Below are 22,080 nucleotides of genomic sequence, written 5' to 3' on the forward strand. Positions count from 1 at the left end.
CCCAGTCGGCCCGTTAAAGTTGCCAATAGTCGCAAAACCACATCCATCGGTCATGGGTTGAGGAAGGGTCTTTCGAGGCGGCGGCATGCTGCCCGTTCAGTCCACCGGCTGCGGAGCCGGGAATTTCCAGCTTCCGTCGAGAATGGTCTGATGCGGCCGGTAAAGGCGGACCGTGTAGTTCCAGCCGGCCTCGATCGGCAGGCAGTTTGCAAGCTTGCCGTCGCAGCCGCCGAACTGGATGTCGACGGAGCCGTCCGCGCCCTTGGCGGCGGTGATATTGTTGACCGAATAGGCGTTGAACGGGTTCTCGACGAAATAGCCTGCCGCGTCGTAGCGGCTGATCGACCAGAAACCGTCCACCGGCACGTCACCGGGAACATGCAGCCTGTAGAGGGTCTTGCCATCGTTCCTCTCGGGCGTGACGCTCAGATAGGTCGCTTCGCTGTCCGGATTGCCGCCCCAGGCGGCGGCCGTTGCGATCAGGTGATGAACGGGATCGACCTCGCTCTTCTTGCCGAAGGCCTTGTTGAAACTCTCCATTGTCGTATTGAGCGCCAGCAGCGCGTTGCGCACCGTATCCTGGCTCGTCTTGTCCCAGGCGGGCATGTCCAGCGTACCAGGCCCGCCTGGTTGATCGAGCTTGATGGCATCCTGCAGCCTGTGCACCTCGTCGGCATCGCCTGATTTGGTCGGGTCGATCAGGGTGCGTACGGCAATCAGGACGTAACGCGTGCCCACGCCATCTCTTGTGAATGTGTGGCTGCCGGCCCCGTGAAAGACATCGGTGACATAGTGGTCTTCATTGACAACCATCAGCGACATGAAGCGCTTTCCCGCATCCGGCATTGATATCGCCACTGGTCCGGCATCGAGATCGAAGACACCGCTGGAATAGAGCGTGTCGCGATTGCCGCGAACGACCGTCTGGTGTTTCACATCGAAGGGTTCGCGGCGGTGGAAGAGTTTTCCGAGACCGGCTTCCCCTGACGATGCCGCCATGTACATGTCGCTCTCGGCGCGCACGAAATTATCCGGTGTGACCTTGATGGGATCGGCGCCGGATGCTGCGCCCGACATGAGGAGCAGTGCGACCGACGCGGCAGTGAGAGTTGTCTTCTTCGCAGCCATAACCTTGCTCTCCTCACATCGGTTCGACATCCGCCAGCGTCCAGGCCTTGTCGAACAGGCGCTGCGTTGGCCCGTAGAGGCGGAACATCAGCTCGAACTGGCGGCCGGGAATGGTCGGCACCCAGTTCGTTTCCATGCCTTCGGGCGCCTTCGGCCCGAAATAGATGTCCACCGATCCGTCGGCATTCTTCTTGATCTCGGCGGCATTGGAGGCGCGGCTGGCGCGATCGGCGCCCTTCAGAAGCGCGTGCGTCTCACGGTCGTAGACGGTGACGGACCAATATTGCTTTACCGGCACATCGGCCGGCACATGCAGCTTGTAGGCGCGGGCGCCGTCATAGCTCTTGCCGGTCTTGTCCTTGATGTTGATCAGGTAGAACTGGCCGACGCCAAGCCGCTTGATCGCGATATAGGCGTAGCTGTAGCCGATGCCGCGTGCATCCACGGCATATTTGTCCGGTTCGGCATAAGTGGTGGACTGGCCTTGAACGGCATCCGGCAGGGCCGGCATGGTCCAGTGCGTGCCTTCGAAAAAGGCCGGAAAGCCCGCATCATAACGCGCCTCGAGCCAGGCCCTGGCATCGGCAATGCCTTCCTCCTGGGCTTTTCTTGCTGCGGCATCGGGCGCGTAAGGCTTGCCCCTTTCGATGCCGATCGAGCGCAGCTGGTCGATCATCGCCCGGTCGCGCGGCAGCCAGGGCTCGCTCTGGACGACACGGTCAAGCAGCGTGAAGAAGCTCGGATCGTATTTGATGGTTGAATCGAAGTCGGCGTCCTTGATGTCGCGGTAGACCGTCTGCGGAGGCGCCTTTGCCTCGGACAGGGGGTAGAACCTGACGCGCTTGCCATAGGCGATCGATTTCTCGACATCTGCCTCGCCATGGCTCCTGAGGTTGGAGCGCATCAGGAAATAGCCGGTATTGGTGTCGGCGGCGAGCCGCTGGAGGCCCCTGGGCAGCTTGCCTTCGAAGCCCGGCGGCGTGATCACGAATTTGACGCCGGCGCCCTTGTCGATGCCGAGCAGGCCGGCATCTTCGAGCGAGGTCTGCCACAGGGTTACGAAATTGGCGTTGAGCGAGCCGTCGTCGCCGGCGGGCGGAATCTCCACCACGACAGGGCCGCTCTTGCCGAGATCGTAGAAGCCCATGAAATAGAGCGTATCGGGATTGGGCGTCAGCGTCTGATTGTGCCAGTCGAGCGGCCGGCCCCAATAGATGATCTCGCCGGCCTTGCCGCCGGCCGCGATCATCTGGTCGTACATGAGCAGGGTGTTGACCGCCGGCATGCCCCAGATCACCGCTTCCGTCGCCCGGCTGCGCGCCAGGCGCTCTTCCACTTCCTGCGCCGCGGAATGGTCCTGCGCGGCAGCCGCACCCGCCGATAGCAGGCTGATCGTCAATGCAAACAGCAGGCGCAACATGCGTCACCTCCAGCCCAGAGCTCCGGGGCCGAAGGGTGCCACGGCTGAAACTGCCGGCGGAAGTACGCAACCGTAAATGCCGGTGTAAATCGGGGTGTAAGCGTGCGGGCCACGCATGCTCGGCAGGTGGACGGGCAGGGCCGGCCGCAACAGCTCGCCATTGCAGCCACGGGCGGCAAATGCGATGATCGTCCAGGCAATCGCATGCATCATTTCGGGGGGAGTGGCATGGCTGATTTCAACATTGGTTTCGTGATCTTTCCCGGCATCACCCAGCTCGATTTCACCGGGCCGTTCGAGGTGCTCAGCCGGCTTTCAACACCGCCGTCGCTGACGGCTCCATCGCGCTTTCCTGACGTCAAGACGCATGTCATCGCCAAGAACCTGGAGCCGGTGGCGAGCGATCGGGGTTTGAGCTTCCTTCCGGGGCAGAGTTTCGAGACCTGCCCGGCGCTCGACCTGATCTGCATTCCGGGCGGCGCCGGTGTCGTCGATGCACTCGACGATGCCGAGACGGTGGATTTCATCGGCCACCAGGGGCGGCAGGCGCAATATGCGACATCCGTGTGCGTCGGGGCCTTCCTGCTTGGCGCCGCCGGCCTGCTCCGGGGGCGGCGGGCGACGACGCATTGGGCCTATACGGATCTGCTGCCGCTCGTCGGCGCGACACATGAGAAGGCGCGCACCGTGCGCGATGGCAATATCATCACCTCGGGCGGGGTCACGGCCGGTATCGATTTCGCCTTCACCATCATCGCCGAACTTGCCGGCGGCGATGTCGCCCGGGCAATCCAGCTCGGTATCGAATATGATCCCGCACCACCCTTCGATGGCGGCCATCCCGACAAGGCAAGCGAGGCAGCGAAGGCGCTGATGCTCCAGCGCAATGGTGCCGCGCATGGCGGGATGCGGGCGGCGCTGGAGGCGCTGGCTTTGCGGTGAGCGGGGTCTTCCGCCCCTTCTTCCCGGCGAGAGAAGGGGGAAGACAAGCTTCACGCCCCTCTGGCCAGCCCATGCTCCACCAGCTTGTCGATGACCTCGGCATAGGCCACGCCGCTTGCGGCCATCGCCTTGGAATACATGCTGATATCGGTGAAGCCCGGAATGGTGTTCACCTCGTTGACGACGAAGCGCATGTCTTCCATCAGGAAGAAATCGACGCGGGCCATGCCGTCGCAGCCGAGTGCGCGGAAGGCGCGGGCGGCCATGTCGCGGATCTTCGCTTCGACATCGGCGGGAAGCTCGGCCGGCACTTTCAGGGCAGCGCCATTCTCGTCGAGATATTTGGCGGTGTAGCTGTAGAAGCCGTGGCTTTCGGCGGGCGCGATCTCGCCGGGGCGGGAGACGAACAGGCCGCCTTTCGTATCCTCCAGCACGCTGCATTCGATCTCGCGGCCGGCGATGAATTCCTCGGCGATCAGCTTGCGGTCATGGCTGAAGGCATCAGCAAGGGCAGGGGCGAATTCCTGGCTGCCGGAGACTTTTCGCACGCCGACGGAGGAGCCCTGGCGGGCGGGCTTGATGAAGACCGGCAGGCCGAGCGCGGCTTCGAGGGTTTCGAGTGCAGGCGGGCTGTCCTGATCGAGCGTCACGGAGCGGGCCACCGGCAGGCCTGCCGCCTTCAGGAGCTGCTTGGCGATATCCTTGTCGAGTGCCGTTGCCGAGCCGAGGATGCCGCAGCCGGCGAGCGGCACGCGCGCCACCTGGCAGAGGCCCTGGACCGCGCCATCCTCTCCATGCAGGCCGTGCAGCACCGGGAAGACGATGTCGATCTTGCCGGCCTCGGTCGCCTTTCCGTCGGGACCGATCGCCAGCAGGCGGCCGTGGCCGCCCGGCAGGAGGCAGAGTTCGGTGCCGGAAGAGGGCTTGGCGAGTTCGCCATCGGCAAAGCGGCTTTGCAGCCAGCGTCCATCCTTGGTGACGAAGACGGGCAGGGCGTCGTATCTTTCCGGGTCGAGCGCACGCATGACATTGGTGGCCGACATGACGGAGACGTCGTGTTCGCTGGAACGGCCGCCGAAAAGCACGGCGATGCACAGCCTGGATGGGGAAGGGCTCATTGGAATTCTCCTGAAAAGTAAGCAATTCCGGCAAGAGTGTGCAGCGGTTCTGCCTCCGGAATTGCGCGAAAACAAAACCTCTAGAAGCTGACCGCGATGCCTCTGTTGGCGAAGAAGCGGTCGAAGGTTGCGAGCGGACGGGTGACATCGGCCTGGGTGGCGCGCTCGTGGCCGGAAGGGTTGTGGAAGCGCACGCTGTCTTCATCGGCGGCCGTCACCAGCACCAGGTGGCCGCCCTTGCCCGGCGGCTCGCGCTCCGGCCAGCGGATGGAGCTGCTGACCGAGGCGATGAAGAAGCGATGGGTCGCGAGGATTTCGGGGATGGTTTGCGTCGTGAGCCCGGTGCGCACCTCGGCGACAAGCCCGAAGCGCTCGCGCACGAAGGTGACGAAGGGCGCATAGATCAGCCCCTTGATCGAGGCATCGGCCTCGTTGACGACATAGCCGCCATAGCGGGTGCAGGCCCTCGCCAGCGAGAGGATCGGATGCGCCTCGCCGCGGGCCGCAAGGATCATTTTCAGGCAGGCCATGCCGCAGACATTGATTGCCCAGCGCGCATATTCCTCGATCGTTTCTGCGCCCGAGTTTTTCCAGTTGGCATCGCGGTGCAGCGCAACGGCGCCTTCGGCCAGCACCGGCAGTGTCATCTCGGGCGTTTCCCACTGGCTGAAATAGGGCACGTCGAGTTCTCGATGATCCATGTCGTCTCCGTCAGGCACTGCAATGCGAATCCCGTTAGAAAGTGGCTCATACTAGATGCAATTCCGATGTGTTTGACAGAGCCACTTTGTCATGTTCCTGTGGGCCACTTGGATCGCGTCAGGCGAGATGAACCACGGGAACAAGTGCATGGACGCAGGAGACCTGATGACTGCTGTGAGAAGACGCGAGGGGCCATCGGCGGCGTTCCGGCCTGACATCGATCCCTCGTCATCGGCGCCCTTGCCGCGCCAGCTCTACCTTGCGTTACGGAATGCCGTCGCGGAAGGGCGGCTTTCGGGCGGGCAGCGGCTGCCGTCGACGCGGCTTGCCGCTGCGGAATGGGCGGTCTCGCGCGGCGTGATCGCGGAGGCCTACGAGATCCTGATTGCCGAAGGTTTTGCGGTCGCCCGCCACGGCTCCGGCACCTATATCGCCTCGTCCATTCCCGAGGGGGCGGCGCGCATCGAACCGCCGGGCGCAGGCAGCAGCCAGCCGATCCGCCGCGGCGTGTCGGCCGCCGCCACGGCAATCCTTACGCGCGGGCCGAGCCTGGAGCCGCAGAAGGCGCTGCCCTTCGTCACCGGCCGCATCGCCCATGACGAGCGCACGGCACGGCTTTTGAACCGCATCGCGACACGGCATATGAACTATGCCTTCGAAGGCTATGGCGATATCCAGGGCGAATATTCGCTGCGGGCGGCGATCAGCGCCCATCTCGCCGTCTCGCGCGGGGTGCGCTGCAGCCCGGAGCAGATCTTCATCACGGCGGGAACGCAGCAGGCGCTCGACCTTGCCTTTCGCGTGCTGATGACGCCGGGTGACCGGGCCGTCGTCGAAGATCCCTGTTATCCGCCGGCCCGGCAATGCCTGGCGCTGAACGGCATCGAAGTCACCGGCCTGCCGGTCGACGGAGACGGGATCGATATTGTCCGGCTGCTCGACGGCACGATCGCGCCGCCCGCCGCCTTCTACGTCACGCCTTCCAACCAGTATCCGGTCGGTTCGGTGCTGTCGCTCTCGCGCCGGCTCGGGCTTCTCGCTTACGCGGAGGAGAACGACTGCTGGATCATCGAGGACGATTACGACAGCGAATTCCGCTACCAGGGCCACCCGATCGCCTCGCTGCACGGGCTCGATAAGGCGAGCCGCGTTCTCTATACCGGCACCTTCAGCAAGGCGCTGCTGCCGAGCCTGCGCATCGGCTATCTCGTCGTCCCCGCCGACTTGGTACCCGCCTTCCGCGCCGTGCGCCCCGCCGTCGACCGCTGCCCGCCAAGCTTCCAGCAGCGGGTGATCGCCGATTTCCTGGAGGAGGGCTATTTCCCGGCGCATCTGCGGCGGCTGCGCGAACGGCTGCGCGCATCACGCGACATGCTGGCGGGGTTTCTGCGGGAGCGGTTGGGGGAGCATGTGAGCGTGCTGCTGCCGGATCAGGGGATCAATCTGACGGTGCGGAGCACGGGCGGCTGGAATGATGACACCGCCGTCTCTGCTGCGGCGCTGAAAAGGGGCGTGGTGGTGATGCCGCTGTCGCGCATGAATGTGGTTTCGACGGATCGGTCGCGGCTGCTGCTTGGGTTCTCGGGGCTTTCGGAACAAGAGGCGGATATGGGGACGCGGGTGCTTGCCGAGGTTTTCGAGGGTGGGACGTTTTTGGCGGGAGGGTGAGGGCCGCAGAACCGTAGAACCGTGCGTCTATTAGGGTTGTGGCCCCATCACCTTGCCAGGTCGGATAACGAGCAAGGGAGTGCGTCCGCGGCCCCCTCATCCGCCCTTCGGGCACCTTCTCCCCGCTGGGTAGAAGGGGGAGCACGCGGCACGGCTTGCAACGAGAGATGCTTAGAGACGAGCGAGAGGCTTTGCAACGAGATCCCTTCGCCCCATCGGGGAGAAGGTGCCCGAAGGGCGGATGAGGGGGCCGCGAGCGCACCGCCTTGTTCGTTTTCTGACTTGACGGAGGAGCGGTGCGGGCAGCCACCTTTATCCCGTCCAGGGAGGCGGCGCGTTCTTCGCCTGCAGCACTGCGATGAACGCTATCGGCTCTTTCCGCGTGGGGTCGTTCACATCAGAATTGCAACTGCCCATTGCGGCCATCGGCCTGCTCTTCTAGTTTGCGCGCAATGTTCCTCTTGCGTGCAAAAATCCCATGAGTTCCCCCCGTACAAAAATCAATCTGAAAGCTCTTGGTCTCCATTGGCGCAACGGCTGTCTTCTGGCGGCCGAGGTCTATGACAAGAAGGGGCGGGTTGCCGGCGTGCGTCCGCTCGGCGGCAGTGTTGAATTCGGCGAGGGCTCGGAAGCTGCTTTGAGGCGCGAATTCAGGGAAGAGCTCGGCGTGGAGGTCGAGGTTTTCTCAGGGCCGCTTGTCATGGAAAACATATATGTCTTCGAAGGCGAGAGCGGCCACGAGATCATGTTCATCTTCAAGATCGGCTTCGTCTCGAATGACTATCAGGGTCAGGACGTGATCACCTTCCAGGAGAGCGATGGAACGTTCGGGGTCGCTCGATGGTATGACCCGAAAACGCTTGATCTCGACGGCTCGCCAGGCCTTTATCCAAAAGGCCTGAAAGCGCTACTGACGTCCACTCTGCTGGCCGAATGAGCAAACGCTTTTGCCGCATCTACCACTTCACGCGCAGGCCCGCGGTGCCGCTGAAAGCGTAACTGTCGCCGAAATCCTTCAGCGAGGATTTTGCGGCGACTTCGCCATAGAGCGAGTAGCGCTCGTCGTTCCAGGTGTAGGAGCCGCCAAACGTCAGGCCGGCCCAGACAGGGTCGTTCCTGCTTTCAAAGCCGGTGCCGGAGACATCGACGGCGGTGCCATCCAGGAACTCGCCGTAGAGATTGGCGATGCCATAGACCTTCGCCAGTGCCGTCTGGCCATCGGTGCGCTGCATTGTCTCCTCGTGATCGAGCGCCACGCCGAGCCGACCGATCAGGCTGTCGCCGTCATCAAGCGATACCCGTGCGCCGAAGCGATCATTGAACGTGTCGAAGTCGACGGAGGAATAGATGAGTTGGGCCTGCGGCGTGACCGACCACGGCCCGGAGGCCGCAAAGCGCCGTCCGGTCTCAAGGCTCAGCGCGTAGCCGAAACCATTGTTGCCGCTTTCCATGGCGCCGTCGAGGAGGTCGGATTTCAGGTCGGTGTCATACCAGGTGGCCTGGCTCTGGGCGTCGACATAAAAGCCGTTATCGCCATACCAGGTCAGCGTCGCGCCAAGCCCGAAGCCTGTCGTGTCGATATCGCCATTACCGTAGAAGGAGTCGATATCGCCTGATATCGTACCGTAGTGGACGGTGAGGCCGCCGATCAACCGGCCGCTCTGATCCTGATAGAGTTCGCCATCCAGGCCACCCTCCAGCTTGAACAGATCGTAGTCGTAGCTGTCGACGGCGGTGCTGCTGTCGGGCTCGATGCTCGCATGCATGCCCTCGGCGCGCAGCCAGACATTGTCGGGCCCTTTGGCCGATGTCGCCTTGTTGCCTTCCGTTCGGTAGCGGTCGCCGAGGCGCTGCTGCAGCGTGGAAAGCCCATTCAGGGCGAGCAGCAGCTGCGGATAGGCCTCGTAAAGCGGAACGCCGGGCTGGTACTGGGGGCCGATTGCCACTCCCGAGGGATCAATGAGTGCCGAGCGAAGATACCAGTCGCCGTCAGCAGGGGTCGCGATACCGTTCTGATAGAGCCGATAGGCGTATGCACCGCCGACAACGGCCTGATCGCCCTGAAAAACATAGTCGCCGAGCAGCGAGAAGCTGCCGGCCGAGGTGCCGCCGACATCGACGATCTTGATGCCTTCGACGGTCTGCGCCCCACCGCCGCCGAGATTAGTGACGCGCACATTGGTGGTGCCCGCCGTATTGCCCGTCACCACGAGCCGGTCGGTCGACGAGGCATCGCCGCCGAGCACGCTCTCGATCGCAAGCGTGCCGCCATTGCCGGTGTAGTTGCCGGCGATGGTCAGGGTGCCGATGGAATTACCCGGGGCAACCGTGCCGGAACTGGCGACGTCGCCAATGATGGTGCCGCTGCCTCCGAGCGTGCCGGCATTGGTGATGTCGCCGATAACAGAGGTCGGGGTTGTGTGATCGCCAATCAGCAGCGTGCCATCTGAGATGGTCCAGTCTGTTGTCGCCGAGCCGTTGCCGGTCAGAAGCCATGTGCCGGTGCCGGTCTTCTCGAACCTGTCGAAGTTCTGGTATTGGGCTGCTGCGCCGATCTTCGATACGTCGAAGCTGTCAGTGCCCGCGCCGCCGAGGCGGAAGGTATCGACACCCGCGCCGCCAACGACGTTGCCGATAATGTTGGAGCCGGCGTGAAGCTCCAGCGTCGTGGCGCCTGCGACAACGGAGATCGCGTTGCTGCCGCCGGCGCCGGCTTGAATGGTTCCGCTATTGATAATCAGGGCACTCGGCGTCTGGACGATGATCCCGGCAGCATTGTTCCCGCCAACGATCGTGCCGTTATTTTCGAAGTAGGTCGCGCCGACCCCCAGACGGACGCCTACGCCCCCACCGGCGCCGCCGTTGCCGCCGCGGATCGTGCCATTGTTGGTCAGGGAGGCCGGGCTGGCGGCCGTGGCCAACTGGCCCAGATTGACACCGGTGCCCCCGGTGCCGGAGACGCTGTTTCCGCCCTGGATCAAGCCGTTATTGGTGACCGCGAGCGCTCGGAGGGCGTTAATTCCCTCACCGCCAGACCCTGCGCCGCCATTGGAGCCGCCTTTTACCGTTCCGTTGTTTATGAAGGTGCCGGGGCCGGCGAAGGCGACGCCGGAACTGGTGGTCGAGCTTCCGTCGGCGCCGCCGGTGATCGAACCGTTGTTGACCAATGACGAGGCAAGAGTGCCGCTGTTGTACCAAAACCCGCGTTGAGCAATGTTGCCGACGATAGTGCCGGACAAGGTCAGAGTATTGCCGTTGGACGTTATCATCTGCAGGCCGGTCATGGTGAAGCCGTTGGTATTGATGCTGATCGGCTTCGTGGCATTGGGCAGTGCGGCAATGGTTCCTGCGATATTGCCCGTCAGCGTGATCGTCGCGCTGCCATCGGGGTCGCCATTGGCGGCTGTAACCGCGTTGGCGAATTCGGTGGCATTGCTGGCGGTGTAATTACCCGCAACCGCCGACATCGGGGAGAACAGACAGGAGGCGAGTGCCAGCGTCGCAAGACTTGCGCCCGCAAAAAGTTTTGCTTTCCTGGAAGCCTTCGTGTCGACAACGCTGCCACGCATGTCTGACCCCTTTAAATTGATGGAAATAAAACGCCGCATGGAATCAGGCGACAACAAGGATTAGTTGCTTTTCTACGTTTCCGTACCGTACCTGCTGAATGCGGAAAATAGTAATTTCTGGCGGGTTGGAAATGAGAGTAGGCTGATCGCAACTTACGGAAAATTCGCAAAACGAATATAAATCAATATGTTAAATTCTTATCCATTGCCGCCTGCAATCGGGCGGATGGCGTGAGGCGGGGGCGAAAGCACCGCGCTCAGTGAGGCTGAAAGCATCTACCTAAGCGAGAATAAAACAATCGGGCATGACGTTTGCCATCAAAAGTCATGCCCCCTTATATCTAGGGTGCAGTCGGTGACTCCTTGCGGGCGTGGTGTCGCGATGCAGCTGGTGTGACCGGCGATCCTGCTGAACGCATCGCTGTGTCTGGCAAAGGGAAGGTCCCTCCGCCGGCTTTCTGTCGGCCGGGCGCATTCCGCTGCGCGCTGCCAATCTCGCACCCGATCGGTGCTCTCAGGTTTCGTCATCGGCGGCGGCCTGTCGGTCATCGCGCTCTCTTCCATCGTGCTGTTGCGGTGACCCCGATCCGGCGATCTGCGGCAGCAGTTTATGCGGTCAGGACACTGCCGGTTCTCAAGGGCGATCTTGGCCGGCAAGGTCATTTCCGCTCATGAAGTCCGGATAGACGCTTTCGGTCTGGTCATCGGCCGGAAACATCGTTTCGATGCGTATTTCCTCGGCGGTCACCGTCTGCGGCGTTCCGACCGTTGATATCATCGAGAAGAGGTTGAGCGTATGGCGTTCGGTCCGGAACCTGAGCGGGATCATGGGCAGGGCATCCGGGACCGGTCCGGAGTGCGGGTCCTGCGGGACATCGGGATAGGCCATCAGTTCGGCGATGAGCGCCTGCGTGCGTTCGTCGGAGACATGACCGATCGCTTCCCTTCTGACCCGCGACAGAAGACTGCGGGCTGTTTCCTCCCAGCGCATCAGGAAGGGCCGCATGCCCTCGGGATCGAACATCAGGTGCAGGAGATTGCGCGGCCGGGGGTACCGCGAAAGATCGATGAACCGGTTGAAGAAGGCAGGGGCCGATACGTTCGTCTCGATCACGTTCCAATAGCGATCCATGGCGATTGCCGGAAATGGCTCGTGCTGCCGCAGCATTCGCCTGACCGCGCGATGGATGCCCTGCATCGAGGCGGCGTCGAGCGGGTCGTCGCGGTAAACCGGCGCGTATCCCGCGGCAAGGAAGATGGCATTGCGCTCGCGTAAAGGTATCTGCAGAGCGTCGGCAAGATCGATGATCATCTGCCGGCTCGGTGTCGCTCGTCCGGTTTCGACGAAGCTCACATGCTTTTGCGAGATGCCGGTATCGAGAGCGAGTTCCAGCTGCGGTTTGCCGCGGATTTCCCGCCACTGGCGCAGCAGCATGCCTGCTGACGCGGGATGGAAAGGCCGTGAGACGTCTGAAGCTGTGGTCATGGCGTGCGATCGATCCTGACGGAAGGCTGGCCGCCGGGGCGGCCGAGCGCATTCTATATCAGGGCTTTACCCAGGCGTAGGCATCAAAGGGCGGCTCCAGGGCAGGGCGGGTGACACTGCCGGCATAGTTGGTGATGGCAGAAGCGGCGATGACGGCGATCACCTCGAGCAGTCTGCTCTCGTCGAAGCCGGCCTGAAGAAACGCGCCCACGTCCGCCTCGGTCAATCGTCCGCGGGTCTCGATCAAGGTGCGGGCGAGGTTTGAAAGCGCTGCCGACTTCGGTTCGGCCGGCAATCCGCCGTTTCTAATGGCGTCGACATCGCTGGCCGCAATGCCGTTCTCGATTGCCAGGAACGAATGAAAGCCGACAGCCCATTCGCAGGCGTTGGTCACGGCGTTGGTCAGCAGCAGCACCTGGATCTGCGGCTCGGTGAAGCTGCCGCCATGCACATTCTGGAAAAGCGCTGCCAGGCAGTTGATGAGAACGGGCGATGTCGACAGGGCGCCCGCGATATTTGGGATGAAGCCGAAGGCATCCTTGAGACCGCGCAGGGCGGCTTGCGATGCGGCAGGCGCCGTTTCGAGGCTATGGATCGGAAAACGAGTCATTGCATGACCTTTCAGATATCAGGTTGGGGCTTACGGCTCCCATGGCCGCGCCTGACCGAACATCTGAAAAACCCGGTATTGCAGCAATTAACAGGGAGGTAATAGCCGCCGGCAAGATGCGTTCAAACCTTGCCGGTCATGACGCCGAGGCCGGCCGGCGGGATAGCGCGCCTTGACGAATACCCTATATTTGAGGTACGTACGTCATATAAGGGCGAGCGATCGTCCGACAAGAGGATGCTGTGGGAGGCAGATGCGATGACGGAGTTCAGTGTCGATCCAAAGTTTGTCGTGGGGGACGAGGAGGCGCTTCGGAAGCTGTTTCAGCCGACGCATGCGCTGGCGGCGCAGAAATGCATGGGTGCGCTCGACAAGCATGCCCAGGAGTTCATCCGGCGATCGCCGTTCATCTGTATCGGCACCCAGAACCGGGATGGCAAGGCCGATGTCAGCCCGCGTGGCGACCCGGTCGGCTTCGTGAAGATCCTCGATCCGCACACGCTGGCGATCCCGGACCGGCCGGGCAACAATCGGCTGGATACGCTGGCCAATATTCTCACCAATCCGAGCGTCGGTCTGCTCTTCATCATCCCCGGATTTGACGACACGCTTCGCGTCAACGGCGAGGCGAGGCTGGTGACCGACCCTGGCATCCTCGCGGATATGGGCGTCGGCGAACGCGTGCCGAAGCTTGCGATCCTGGTCAGGGTGGGCGAGGTGTTCCTGCATTGCGCCAAGGCATTCCGGCGCTCGCATCTGTGGGATCCGGAGCACTTCCAGGATCGCAACGAGATGCCCTCGCTTTCGAAGATCATCCTGGACCAGACGACCGGCGCTCCGGCCGATGACGGCGAAATGCGCAAGATAGATGACGCGCTCGAAGAGGCCTACAGGACGTCGCTCTATTGACGGGGAAGCGTTCGGCGTGGCGAACGTGAAAGGCGTGCGAGGCGCGCCTAGCGATGAGCCGTCGCGAGCTTTGCGGCGAGTCCGACGAAGACGAGGCCGGCAATGCGATTGAGAATGACCTGGCTTCTGTCGGAGCGCTTCAGCCAGGCGCTGATCGACCCTGCAAGCAGCGAGATGACGGCGAAAGAGGTAAAGGCGCAGAGGATGAATATGCCGCCGAGCTGGAGCATCTGGAAAACGATGCTGCCATTGGCGGTGGAGGTGAACTGGGGCAGAAATGCCAGGAAGAAGATTGCGACTTTCGGGTTCGTGACATTCATGACGACGCCGCGCGCCATCATCTGCCACATGGGCTTGGCTTTCGCGGTCCCGGCTTCGAGTTCGTCCGGCACGGCCCGGAAGGCCTTGTAGGCGAGGTAGACAAGATAGCCGGCACCGATGAACTTCAGTGCATCGAAGGCAAATTGCGACGTCTGGAAAATTGCCGCGACACCAAGCGACACGGCGACGGTGTGAAAGATGAGGCCGACGCACAGGCCCGCCGTCACCGACAGCCCGACACCCCGGCCATAGATCGCCGACTGCATCAGCACGAACAGATTATCGGGGCCGGGTACCCAGCATAGAACAGTGGCTGCGGCGGCAAACGTGATGACGGTCTCAAGCGAAAGCAATGTCGGAAACTCCTGCGGCTGACGCCCAATAGCACGCGAGCGTGGGCGAAACCATCGGCGTAGGCGTGGACACAGCGTTATCCGAAACAGGTCCGCGCCGGTGAGAGCTATCCGCCTGTCGATCTGCCGAAACGGCTCAGACCGGACGAACCTCGGCAAGCCGCCTGACTGCGTACTCGTCCCGCCAGCAGACGGCGGCCTCCCATGCGGCTGATGCCTGCGCGGCAATGTCATGCGCGCCGTCGTCGAGACCGGCGGCATTGCCGGGCAGTACCAGGTCGAGGTCGGGCACATCGACGTGAGACTCGTCCCAGTCGATCAAGGCGACCTGTTCGCCGGTCATGCGGATGTTGCCAGGGTTGTTCGGGTTGCCGTGGACGACGCAGGTCCGGCGTCCGGCCAGGCGCGCCCATGCGGCCCGGCATCGGATGACGGCCTCGGGCGGCATTGCGGAGAGGTTGATCCTCGTTCCGGTTTCGGCATGCAGGAGATCGGTCGACGACCGCCAGCCCGGCCGCTGCGGCCAGCCCTGCGTCAACCGGTGCAGCTCGCGGAGCGTGTCGGCGACGCGACGCCAGTCGGAATGCGTCTCCGGAGGTCCGCCTTCCATGTATTTCATCACCACCAGACCATCGGCGAAGAGCCGGCCGTCGCTCGTCGGGATCGGCACCGGGACGGCCATGCCTTCCCGGTCGAGATGTTGGAGCAGCGCGGTTTCCCATGCGAGATCGACGTCACTCCTGGAGCCGAGACGGCCGACCGCGACCTGACCGCGGATGCGGACCCTCCATACGTCGTTGGCAACTCCACCCGTAAGCGGTTCGATACGAACCGCGTCTTCGCCCCATTGCCCGAGTGCTTCCCATCCCATTGGCGATATTCCTGGCGGTCAAGATTGAATGACCTGAGACATGGCGAAAGTTTACGACGTCACGATGTACTCGCGAGCGGCCTTCAATCGTGGCCCTTGAGCGGGATCAGCGAAAGCAGCGCAAGCATCGAGATTGCCGCACCGGCAATCGCCAGCGGCCAGAGGCCGACGGAAATATAGGGCGCGACGGCAGTCGTTCCGAGCGCCGCTATGCCGAGGATCGCGGCGATGACGATTGCGGCGGCGCGCGAATGATCGCCGCGGGCAGCCGATATCGCCCGATGAAAGCCGATCGGCCCGCGGATGCCGAAGCCGAAATTCAAGGCGGCCCAAAGCGGGACCAGAACGAAAAGGCTGGACGCGCCGGTCAGAGCATAGGCGAAGATGGCGAGAAAGGCGCAGGGCATGATCGCCGTCCCGATGCGGATCGTTCTCAGCGTTCCGAATTTCGCGCCGAGCCAGGCGGAGGAATTCGCGGCCAGGATGAACATGGTTATGCCGCAGACCTGCAGGACGACGAAATCCCCGATTCCCCTGTCGAGGGGGCCGGTCAGCACAGCCGGCAGGCCGAAGACGAAGACCAGGAGCGCGCCGAGCGACAGGGCCTGGCTGGCGGCATAGAGGAGGAATTCGCCATTCTTCAATATGGCGAGATAGCTGTGATGCTCTTCCATCTGCTGCGGGTGCGGGAAGGCGGCGCGCTGCCAGAAGACGGCTGCCGCTATCAGCGCCGCGGATGCCGCCAGAAGCACGAAGGAAATCTCCCAGCCTCCGAACTCCAGCAGCCAGGCGCCCGCAATCGGCGCCAGCGCCGGCGCCAGGGACTCGACCGAGCCGAGCCGCCCCATGGCGGCGGCCGCCTTGTCATGCGGATAGAGGCCGTGGATGAAACCGGGCGCAAAGACGGCAGGGCCGGAGCCGAAGGCCCCCTGGGCAAAGCGCAGGGCAATCAGCCAATCGATCGAGGGAGATTCCGCGGCCGCCAGCGACGCAATGCCGAAGAGCGCAAGCGACCAGATCAGCAGCTTGCGCGGATCGAAGCGTGCGCCGAGCTCGCCGAAGGCGATGAGCCCGACCAGCGTGCCGAATGCATAGGCGGCCAGCACGAGCTGGGCAATCTCGATGCTTCCGCCGAGCTGCCCCGGCAGGCTCGGGACGGCCGGAAGCACCAGATCGGTGCCGGCGATACCGAGCACGGTTCCGCTGGCGATCAGGGTGAACAGGAATGAGGTCTTCGGGCGTGCGGTCATCCGCTCTCTGGTATCAGAGCCCGATCATGCGACCAATCGTCTCCGGTCGATGTGTGCCATTCAATCATTTGATCTTTTGAGCTGCTTCAGCACGCGGCACAGGTGCGGACAGGATCGATGGAAGCCGGCGACGCGGCGCACTGATGGCCGCCGCGTCGCCGCATCGATCAATGCGTTGCGGGTTCGAGATAGCGGCGCAGATTGTCGCTGATCTGTTCGATCGCGGCTTGCGTGGAAGGCACGTTGCGGATCGCGTTCAACAGGACGAAGTCATGGATCGTGCCGTTGTAGCGGGCGGCAGCCACGGTCACGCCGGCTTCCTTCAGTTTGCGGGCATAGGCCTCGCCCTCGTCGCGCAACGGATCGTTCTCGGCAGTGATGACGAGTGCCGGCGGCAGGCCCTTCAGCTGGTCGATGCTGGCGCGCAGCGGCGATACATAGGGGTTGTCGCGGGTCTTGGCGTCAGGCGCGTAGAGATCCCAGCCGTATTTCATGAAGGCGCGCGCCAGGAAACGCTGTTCTCCATATTCGTGATAGGAGCCGGTATCGACGCTGGCATCGGTCGCCGGGATCATCAGAACCTGCAAGCTGATCTTCGGTCCGTTGCGGTCCTTGGCCATGATGGACAGGGCGGCGGCCATGTTACCGCCGACAGAATTGCCGGCGACCGCGATGCGGCTGCCATCGGCGCCGAATTCATCGGCATGTGCCGCCACCCATTTCAGCGCGGCATAGGATTGATCGAGCTGCGTGGGGAAACGTGCCTCGGGGAGGGACGTATATTCGACGAAGACGCCGACCTGACCGGAGCCGACCACGAGATCGCGCAGCAGGCGCTGATGATTTTCATAATTGCCGACGATCCAGACGCCGCCGTGAATGAAGAGCAGCACGCCGGGTTTGCCGGTGATGTGCTCGGGCTTCATGATGTAGATCTTCACGCTCTGACCATCCTGGGTGATGGTCTGCTCCGTCGTGGTCACGCCCGACATGTCGACCGGCGTCATGTTCTGAAGCCCGGTCAGGATCTCCTGGGGCTTGGGCTGCGGCAGTTCCCAGAACGGGCTTGGATCCTTGTTGATCTCGGCAAGGAAGGCGCGGACCTGGGGGTCGATCCGCGGGTCGGTGGCAGCGTCCGGCGCCGCTTGAGCGGGCTGAATCATGAGATTTACTCCAAGGCTGAGGGTTGCGAGTAGGGGCAAGAGTTTCACGGTCTTTCTCTCCGGGAAGGTTGCACGCAGCCGCATTGGTAGCCCCCGGCCAGGAGCTTTCGCTTCTGTCAAATGACCAGTCCGGTGACAGGTCGGTGGTCAGCTTTCAGGCGTGATGGCGTCGGTCAGAATGGGACGCAGCGCCGAGCGCGACGTGACGCCGGTCTTCGCAAAGATGCGATGAAGGTGGTAGCCGACCGTGCGATGCGACAGATAGAGCCTGGCGCCGATTTCCTTGTTCGACAGGCCTTCGGCGGCAAGCTGGGCAATGTGCAGCTCCTGTGGGGTCAGCATTTCCCAGACATATTCGGTCCGCTTGCGGCTCGCTTCTCCCGAAGCGCGCAGTTCCTCGCGCGCACGCTCGCTCCAGGGCAGGGCGCTCAGCGCATCGAAGATGTCGCGGGCCTCGCGCAAAGGCGCTCTCGCATCGGCGGACCGGCGCTGGCGGCGCAGCCATATGCCATAGGCCAGCAGAAGACGTCCTCTCAGGAAAGGCCATTTGCCTGCGCCCGGCCCGAGACCCTGCAGATAGAACCGCTCGGCCTCCTCGGGTGTTGCGAGCAGCGCCCTGCCGTAGGACAGCATCGTTTCGACCCAGGGCACTGGCGACGGACCGGCGACACGCTGCATCTCCTCGATCACCTCCTCGGCCGTTTCGGCATGCCCGGAGAAGACCGCGGCCTCCACGAAATCGGCGAGACCGAAGAATTGCAGACCGGAATTGAAGGCCGGATCGGCAGGGATGAAAAGACGCCGCAGATGCTCATAGGCCTCCCAATGCCGGCCCGCGCCGATGGCGGCCGTGCCGCGCGCGATCTGCAGCATTGCCAGCAGGAAGCTCGCGCCGACAGAGACGACCAGGCGCTCGGCCTGGGCCGCAAACGCTTGCGACTGGTCCAGATTGCCCATCATGCCCGCAAGCCTCGCCTTGACGATCGTGGCCGCGGCAATCCAGAGCGTGCCTCCCGTTTCTTCGGCGAAGCGAACGGATTCTTCGGCCTCCCGCATCGCGCCCGTCCAGTCGCCGACTTCCATTTCTGCCCAGGCCTGAGCAAAGAGCACACGCGCGAGGTCGCTGAGCCGCCCCTGATCGCGCAAGGCGGCAGCCGAATAGGTCAGCAAACCGACGCCGAGGTCGAAGGCGCCGATGACATTGGCCGTACTGCCGAGAATGCGCGCCGCGACCGGATTGCCGCTGCTCGTGCCTGCAAGCTGCTTGAGCCTGCCCGATATCTCGCCGCCGAGGTGAAGCGGCTCGACGTAAGCGGATATGGCGATCAGGCGTGGATCGGTGTCGGGCAAGTCGAGCCTGTTTGCGGCCATCAGGATGCTTTTGCGAAGATCCGCCTGCGCATTGCTCCACCAGCAGCGCTGGGCAGCGCGCCAGAGCAGGTTGCTTGCCAGATCCGTGGCGCCGGCAGCATGGGCCTCGGCGGCGAGGCCAACCAGACTGGGGATTTTCGTGGGGTCGTTGACCATCGGAGGCTGGCCCATCTCGCGGCACCAGCCGATCCGTGCCGATGCGACAGGATCAGCCTCGCTGACATTGGCCTGGCGCAGCAGACGCTCCAGCAGGTCCGGCTGGCCGAGATCGGCGGCAAGCTCGGCGGCGCGCAGGAAACGGTCGCTCCTGGCTTTCGGCGTGCCGCTCAGCGCCGCCGCCCTTTCGAGAACCTCGATTGCCATGGCGACGGCACCTTTGCGCAAGGCGCGGCCGGCCATCGTATCATATTCGCCCGCCAGTTCTTCATCCGGTCCGATCGTCGCCGCCGCTCGATGCCATAAATGCCGGTCCAGCTCCTGATGAACGATCGCGGCAAGGGCGGCATGGATCCTGTGCCGCGTCGCCAGATCTGCCGCCTGGTGCATTGCAGAGCGCACCAGCGGATGCCGGAACCGCACCTCCGTTTCGTCAAGGTCGATCAGCCTGGCGGCAATGGCAGGCGTCAGGGCACTGACGTCCACTTCTGCGCCCAATACGGCTTTGCCGGCGCGCAGGATTTCGTGGAGCGATGTCCCGTCGTTTTCCGCCGCCACGAACAGCAGCATCCGGGTTGCAGCGGGAAGATCTGCCAGACGGGACGAGAAGGCGCGTTCCAGGCGTTCCGTCAGCGGAAGCCATGTCGGATCCCTGATATCAGCCGCTCGCCTGTCGCGCGGCAGTTCCAGGAGGGCGAGGGGATTGCCCGCGGCCTCCTGGAGGAAGCGGCTGCGCAGATCGGCCGAAAGATCAGGCGCATGGGCGTCCAGCAGGTGTTCGGCGTCGGCTTCGCCGAGCCCCGAAAGCCGAAGCCGCAGGTGGGAGGGATCGTCGAACAGGCGGTCAAAGCCGTCGCGCATGGCCACGAACAGAACGATAGGATCCGAACTCAGCCTGCGGGAGATGAAGGCCAGCACCTCATAGGTCGCCTCGTCCAGCCACTGGGCGTCATCGGCAATGAGCAGGATGGGGCTTCGCGCCGCACTTTCCGTCAGAAGGGACAGGGCCGCGAGCGCCACCAGGAAGATGTCGGGTGGGCCCGTGTCATCATGCATGCCGAAAGCGGAGAACAGGGCAGATCGCTGACGGGGGACCAGGTTGGCGGCCTCCTTCATCAGCGGGCGGAGCGCCTGCTCGAGCGCTGCGAAGGGCAGATGAACCTCGGCCAGAACGCCGGTCATGCTCAGGACCGTCAGATCGCGCTCGCGGGCCTGGTGCCTGGCCTGCTCGAGAAGTGCGGATTTTCCGATCCCGGGCTCGCCGCTGATCACGAGCGTCGACCCGCCCTGGTCGATCCGCGCAATCAATCTGTCGATCAGGGCAATGTCGCGATCCCGGCCCTGCAGGAATTCGGGGCCGGCGACGCGTGCAGACCGGGCGGGAGCGCCCTTGCCTTGTCTGCGCCGCGGCGCCCCGATCTTTTCCGACTGCTTGGCCATCAATTTAACGCTGCCTGCTCTGATCCGCGCGCAGGAATGCACACGAATCGAATCCCGGACCATGGTTCGGCAACTGCCGAAGCGTCGCCTTGTGATGGAGCGTGCCATTCGCGGGCATGTCCGTAAAGCAGCTTCCACACGGGCAAGGGAACCCGGATTTCACGAGGAGGAAAGAGCGCTGCCGCCGCGATCAAATAGTGCCGACGCACGGCGACGTTCGCAAATTTGTCATATCCGCTGGTTAGAAGCGGCGGCCTGCGCGCAGCCTGTCGAGGGACTCAGCTGCTGCGCCTTCCTTTTCCTGGAACGAGAGCCATGCAGCAAAACAATCCGGCAGTGATCATCGAGGGTGCAACCGTGGTTTTCGGCGACCGTCTGGAGAGCGCCTCCGTGCGTATCGAAGACGGGCGGATCACCGGTATCGACGGCGCGCGCGACGGCGCTGATGTCATCGATGGACGCGGCCATCTGCTCGGCCCGGCCTTCGTGGATATTCATGGCGATGCCTTCGAGCGGCAGGTCATGCCGCGGCCCGGCACGATGCTGCCGGTCGCTGCCGCGCTGCTCGAGACCGATCGCCAGCTTGCCGCCAACGGTATCGCCACGGCCTATCACGCGCTGACGCTCAGCTGGGAGCCCGGGCTGCGCTCGGTCGAAACCGGTTACGCGATCGTGCGTGCGCTCGACACGCTCACGCCGCGGCTGACGGTGGACAATCGCGTGCAGCTGCGCTGGGAAACCTTCTGCTTCGAGGCGATCGATCTCATTCGCGAGGCGCTTGCCGGTCCGCGCCTGCCGTCGATCGCCTTCAACGACCATACGTCGATGGTGATGCTGCATCCGTCGATCCCGCTGCAGGAGCGGCCATTCGACCTCGATCCGGCCTTCCCGACCGTGGATCCCGAAACGCCCAGCTTCACCGAGAAGATGGCCGAACGCGCCAAGCGGGCAAAAATTCCGGTGGCCGACATGGTGGCGCTCGTGCGCAGCATGTGGGAACGCCGTCCTGAGGTGCCCGGTGCGATCGAGGAAGTCGCGGCCCTCGGCAAGGCTGCGGGCGCACCGATGCTGTCGCATGACGACAGCCAGATCGAAACGCGCGATTTCTTCCGCCTTCGGGGCGCGCGGATCTGCGAATTCCCGATGAACCGGCGGGTGGCGCGCGCTGCCCGCGATGCCGGCGACTTCATCGTCTTCGGCGCACCGAACGCGACGCGCGGCGGCAGCCATCTCGCCTCGATCGGCGCGGCCGACATGATCCGCGAAGGGCTCTGCGACATTCTCGCCTCGGACTATTACTATCCGGCGATGCTGCTCGGCCTTGCAAGGCTGAAGGCCGACGGCGTGGCACCGCTCCATGCGCTCTGGCCGCTCGTGTCAGGCAACCCGGCACAGGCCTCCGGCCTTGCCGATCGCGGCGTCATCGAAATCGGCAAACGGGCGGATCTCGTGCTGGTCGACTGGCCTGATGGTGCTGCACCCGCCGTTCGCCGCACCTGGGTCGGCGGCCGCGAAGCCTATCGCGCGGCGCCCGCCGGTGAATTCGCAATGGCCTGAGACCGGCGGAATATCGCCCGGAACTGTCCGATCCATATCTGCGCGC

At 63.5% G+C, this 22,080-nt stretch carries 17 protein-coding genes; 5 read left to right on the top strand and 12 right to left on the bottom strand.

What is annotated here, in order from left to right:
* Positions 1 to 96: 96 nt before the first annotated feature.
* Positions 97 to 1,128 (bottom strand): DUF1214 domain-containing protein, encoded by a 1,032-nt coding sequence (locus tag FHX06_RS06510; protein ID WP_183878554.1) that lies wholly within the window; start codon positions 1,126 to 1,128, stop codon positions 97 to 99.
* Between the two features lie 13 nt (positions 1,129 to 1,141).
* Positions 1,142 to 2,548 (bottom strand): DUF1254 domain-containing protein, encoded by a 1,407-nt coding sequence (locus FHX06_RS06515; protein WP_183878556.1) that lies wholly within the window; start codon positions 2,546 to 2,548, stop codon positions 1,142 to 1,144.
* 228 nt (positions 2,549 to 2,776) lie between these two features.
* Between FHX06_RS06515 and FHX06_RS06520 the strand changes: the two genes are divergently transcribed.
* On the top strand, positions 2,777 to 3,490 hold the full coding sequence (locus tag FHX06_RS06520) for a DJ-1/PfpI family protein (protein ID WP_113211575.1): 714 nt from the start codon (positions 2,777 to 2,779) through the stop codon (positions 3,488 to 3,490).
* A 50-nt stretch (positions 3,491 to 3,540) separates the two neighbouring features.
* Here the strand turns inward: FHX06_RS06520 and FHX06_RS06525 are convergent, their stop codons facing one another.
* Together FHX06_RS06525 and FHX06_RS06530 are read right to left on the bottom strand one after the other, a co-directional pair.
* On the bottom strand, positions 3,541 to 4,608 hold the full coding sequence (locus tag FHX06_RS06525; RefSeq protein ID WP_183878558.1) for a D-alanine--D-alanine ligase family protein: 1,068 nt from the start codon (positions 4,606 to 4,608) through the stop codon (positions 3,541 to 3,543).
* An 80-nt stretch (positions 4,609 to 4,688) separates the two neighbouring features.
* Complete coding sequence (locus FHX06_RS06530) at positions 4,689 to 5,309, bottom strand: C39 family peptidase (RefSeq protein ID WP_183878560.1); 621 nt, start codon at positions 5,307 to 5,309, stop codon at positions 4,689 to 4,691.
* Between the two features lie 166 nt (positions 5,310 to 5,475).
* Between FHX06_RS06530 and FHX06_RS06535 the strand changes: the two genes are divergently transcribed.
* The gene (locus FHX06_RS06535) at positions 5,476 to 6,978 is read left to right on the top strand and encodes a PLP-dependent aminotransferase family protein (RefSeq protein ID WP_183878562.1); all 1,503 of its coding nucleotides are present in this window, start codon (positions 5,476 to 5,478) and stop codon (positions 6,976 to 6,978) included.
* Positions 6,979 to 7,456: 478 nt separating this feature from the next.
* On the top strand, positions 7,457 to 7,915 hold the full coding sequence (locus FHX06_RS06540) for an NUDIX hydrolase (RefSeq protein ID WP_183878564.1): 459 nt from the start codon (positions 7,457 to 7,459) through the stop codon (positions 7,913 to 7,915).
* 19 nt (positions 7,916 to 7,934) lie between these two features.
* Here FHX06_RS06540 and FHX06_RS06545 read toward each other — a convergent pair whose 3' ends face one another.
* From FHX06_RS06545 to FHX06_RS06555, 3 genes are all read right to left on the bottom strand, one after another.
* Positions 7,935 to 10,547, bottom strand: a complete 2,613-nt coding sequence (locus FHX06_RS06545) for an autotransporter outer membrane beta-barrel domain-containing protein (RefSeq protein WP_246715504.1) — start codon at positions 10,545 to 10,547, stop codon at positions 7,935 to 7,937.
* A gap of 634 nt (positions 10,548 to 11,181) precedes the next feature.
* Positions 11,182 to 12,033, bottom strand: a complete 852-nt coding sequence (locus FHX06_RS06550) for a helix-turn-helix domain-containing protein (RefSeq protein ID WP_183878566.1) — start codon at positions 12,031 to 12,033, stop codon at positions 11,182 to 11,184.
* A gap of 58 nt (positions 12,034 to 12,091) precedes the next feature.
* Positions 12,092 to 12,643 carry a carboxymuconolactone decarboxylase family protein gene (locus FHX06_RS06555; RefSeq protein WP_113016036.1) on the bottom strand — a complete coding sequence of 184 codons (552 nt, stop codon included), beginning with the start codon at positions 12,641 to 12,643 and terminating at the stop codon, positions 12,092 to 12,094.
* A 258-nt stretch (positions 12,644 to 12,901) separates the two neighbouring features.
* Here FHX06_RS06555 and FHX06_RS06560 point away from each other — a divergent pair, with 258 nt between their 5' ends.
* Entirely contained in the window at positions 12,902 to 13,552 is a 651-nt protein-coding gene (locus FHX06_RS06560) for a pyridoxamine 5'-phosphate oxidase family protein (RefSeq protein ID WP_183878568.1), read from the top strand.
* A 47-nt stretch (positions 13,553 to 13,599) separates the two neighbouring features.
* Here FHX06_RS06560 and FHX06_RS06565 read toward each other — a convergent pair whose 3' ends face one another.
* From FHX06_RS06565 to FHX06_RS06585, 5 genes are all read right to left on the bottom strand, one after another.
* Positions 13,600 to 14,226: a LysE family translocator gene (locus tag FHX06_RS06565; protein ID WP_183878570.1), complete on the bottom strand. Its 627-nt coding sequence runs from the start codon at positions 14,224 to 14,226 to the stop codon at positions 13,600 to 13,602.
* A gap of 136 nt (positions 14,227 to 14,362) precedes the next feature.
* Positions 14,363 to 15,097, bottom strand: a complete 735-nt coding sequence (locus tag FHX06_RS06570) for a phosphotransferase enzyme family protein (protein ID WP_183878572.1) — start codon at positions 15,095 to 15,097, stop codon at positions 14,363 to 14,365.
* Between the two features lie 83 nt (positions 15,098 to 15,180).
* Positions 15,181 to 16,347: an MFS transporter gene (locus tag FHX06_RS06575; protein ID WP_183878574.1), complete on the bottom strand. Its 1,167-nt coding sequence runs from the start codon at positions 16,345 to 16,347 to the stop codon at positions 15,181 to 15,183.
* 167 nt (positions 16,348 to 16,514) lie between these two features.
* Positions 16,515 to 17,510 carry an alpha/beta hydrolase gene (locus FHX06_RS06580; RefSeq protein WP_183846275.1) on the bottom strand — a complete coding sequence of 332 codons (996 nt, stop codon included), beginning with the start codon at positions 17,508 to 17,510 and terminating at the stop codon, positions 16,515 to 16,517.
* A gap of 147 nt (positions 17,511 to 17,657) precedes the next feature.
* On the bottom strand, positions 17,658 to 20,477 hold the full coding sequence (locus FHX06_RS06585) for an ATP-binding protein (protein ID WP_183878576.1): 2,820 nt from the start codon (positions 20,475 to 20,477) through the stop codon (positions 17,658 to 17,660).
* A gap of 315 nt (positions 20,478 to 20,792) precedes the next feature.
* Between FHX06_RS06585 and FHX06_RS06590 the strand changes: the two genes are divergently transcribed.
* Complete coding sequence (locus FHX06_RS06590) at positions 20,793 to 22,034, top strand: alpha-D-ribose 1-methylphosphonate 5-triphosphate diphosphatase (RefSeq protein WP_183878578.1); 1,242 nt, start codon at positions 20,793 to 20,795, stop codon at positions 22,032 to 22,034.
* Positions 22,035 to 22,080 lie beyond the last annotated feature (46 nt).

It is taken from the genome of Rhizobium sp. BK512, assembly GCF_014194915.1.
In the GTDB taxonomy this organism is placed as follows: Bacteria; Pseudomonadota; Alphaproteobacteria; order Rhizobiales; family Rhizobiaceae; genus Rhizobium.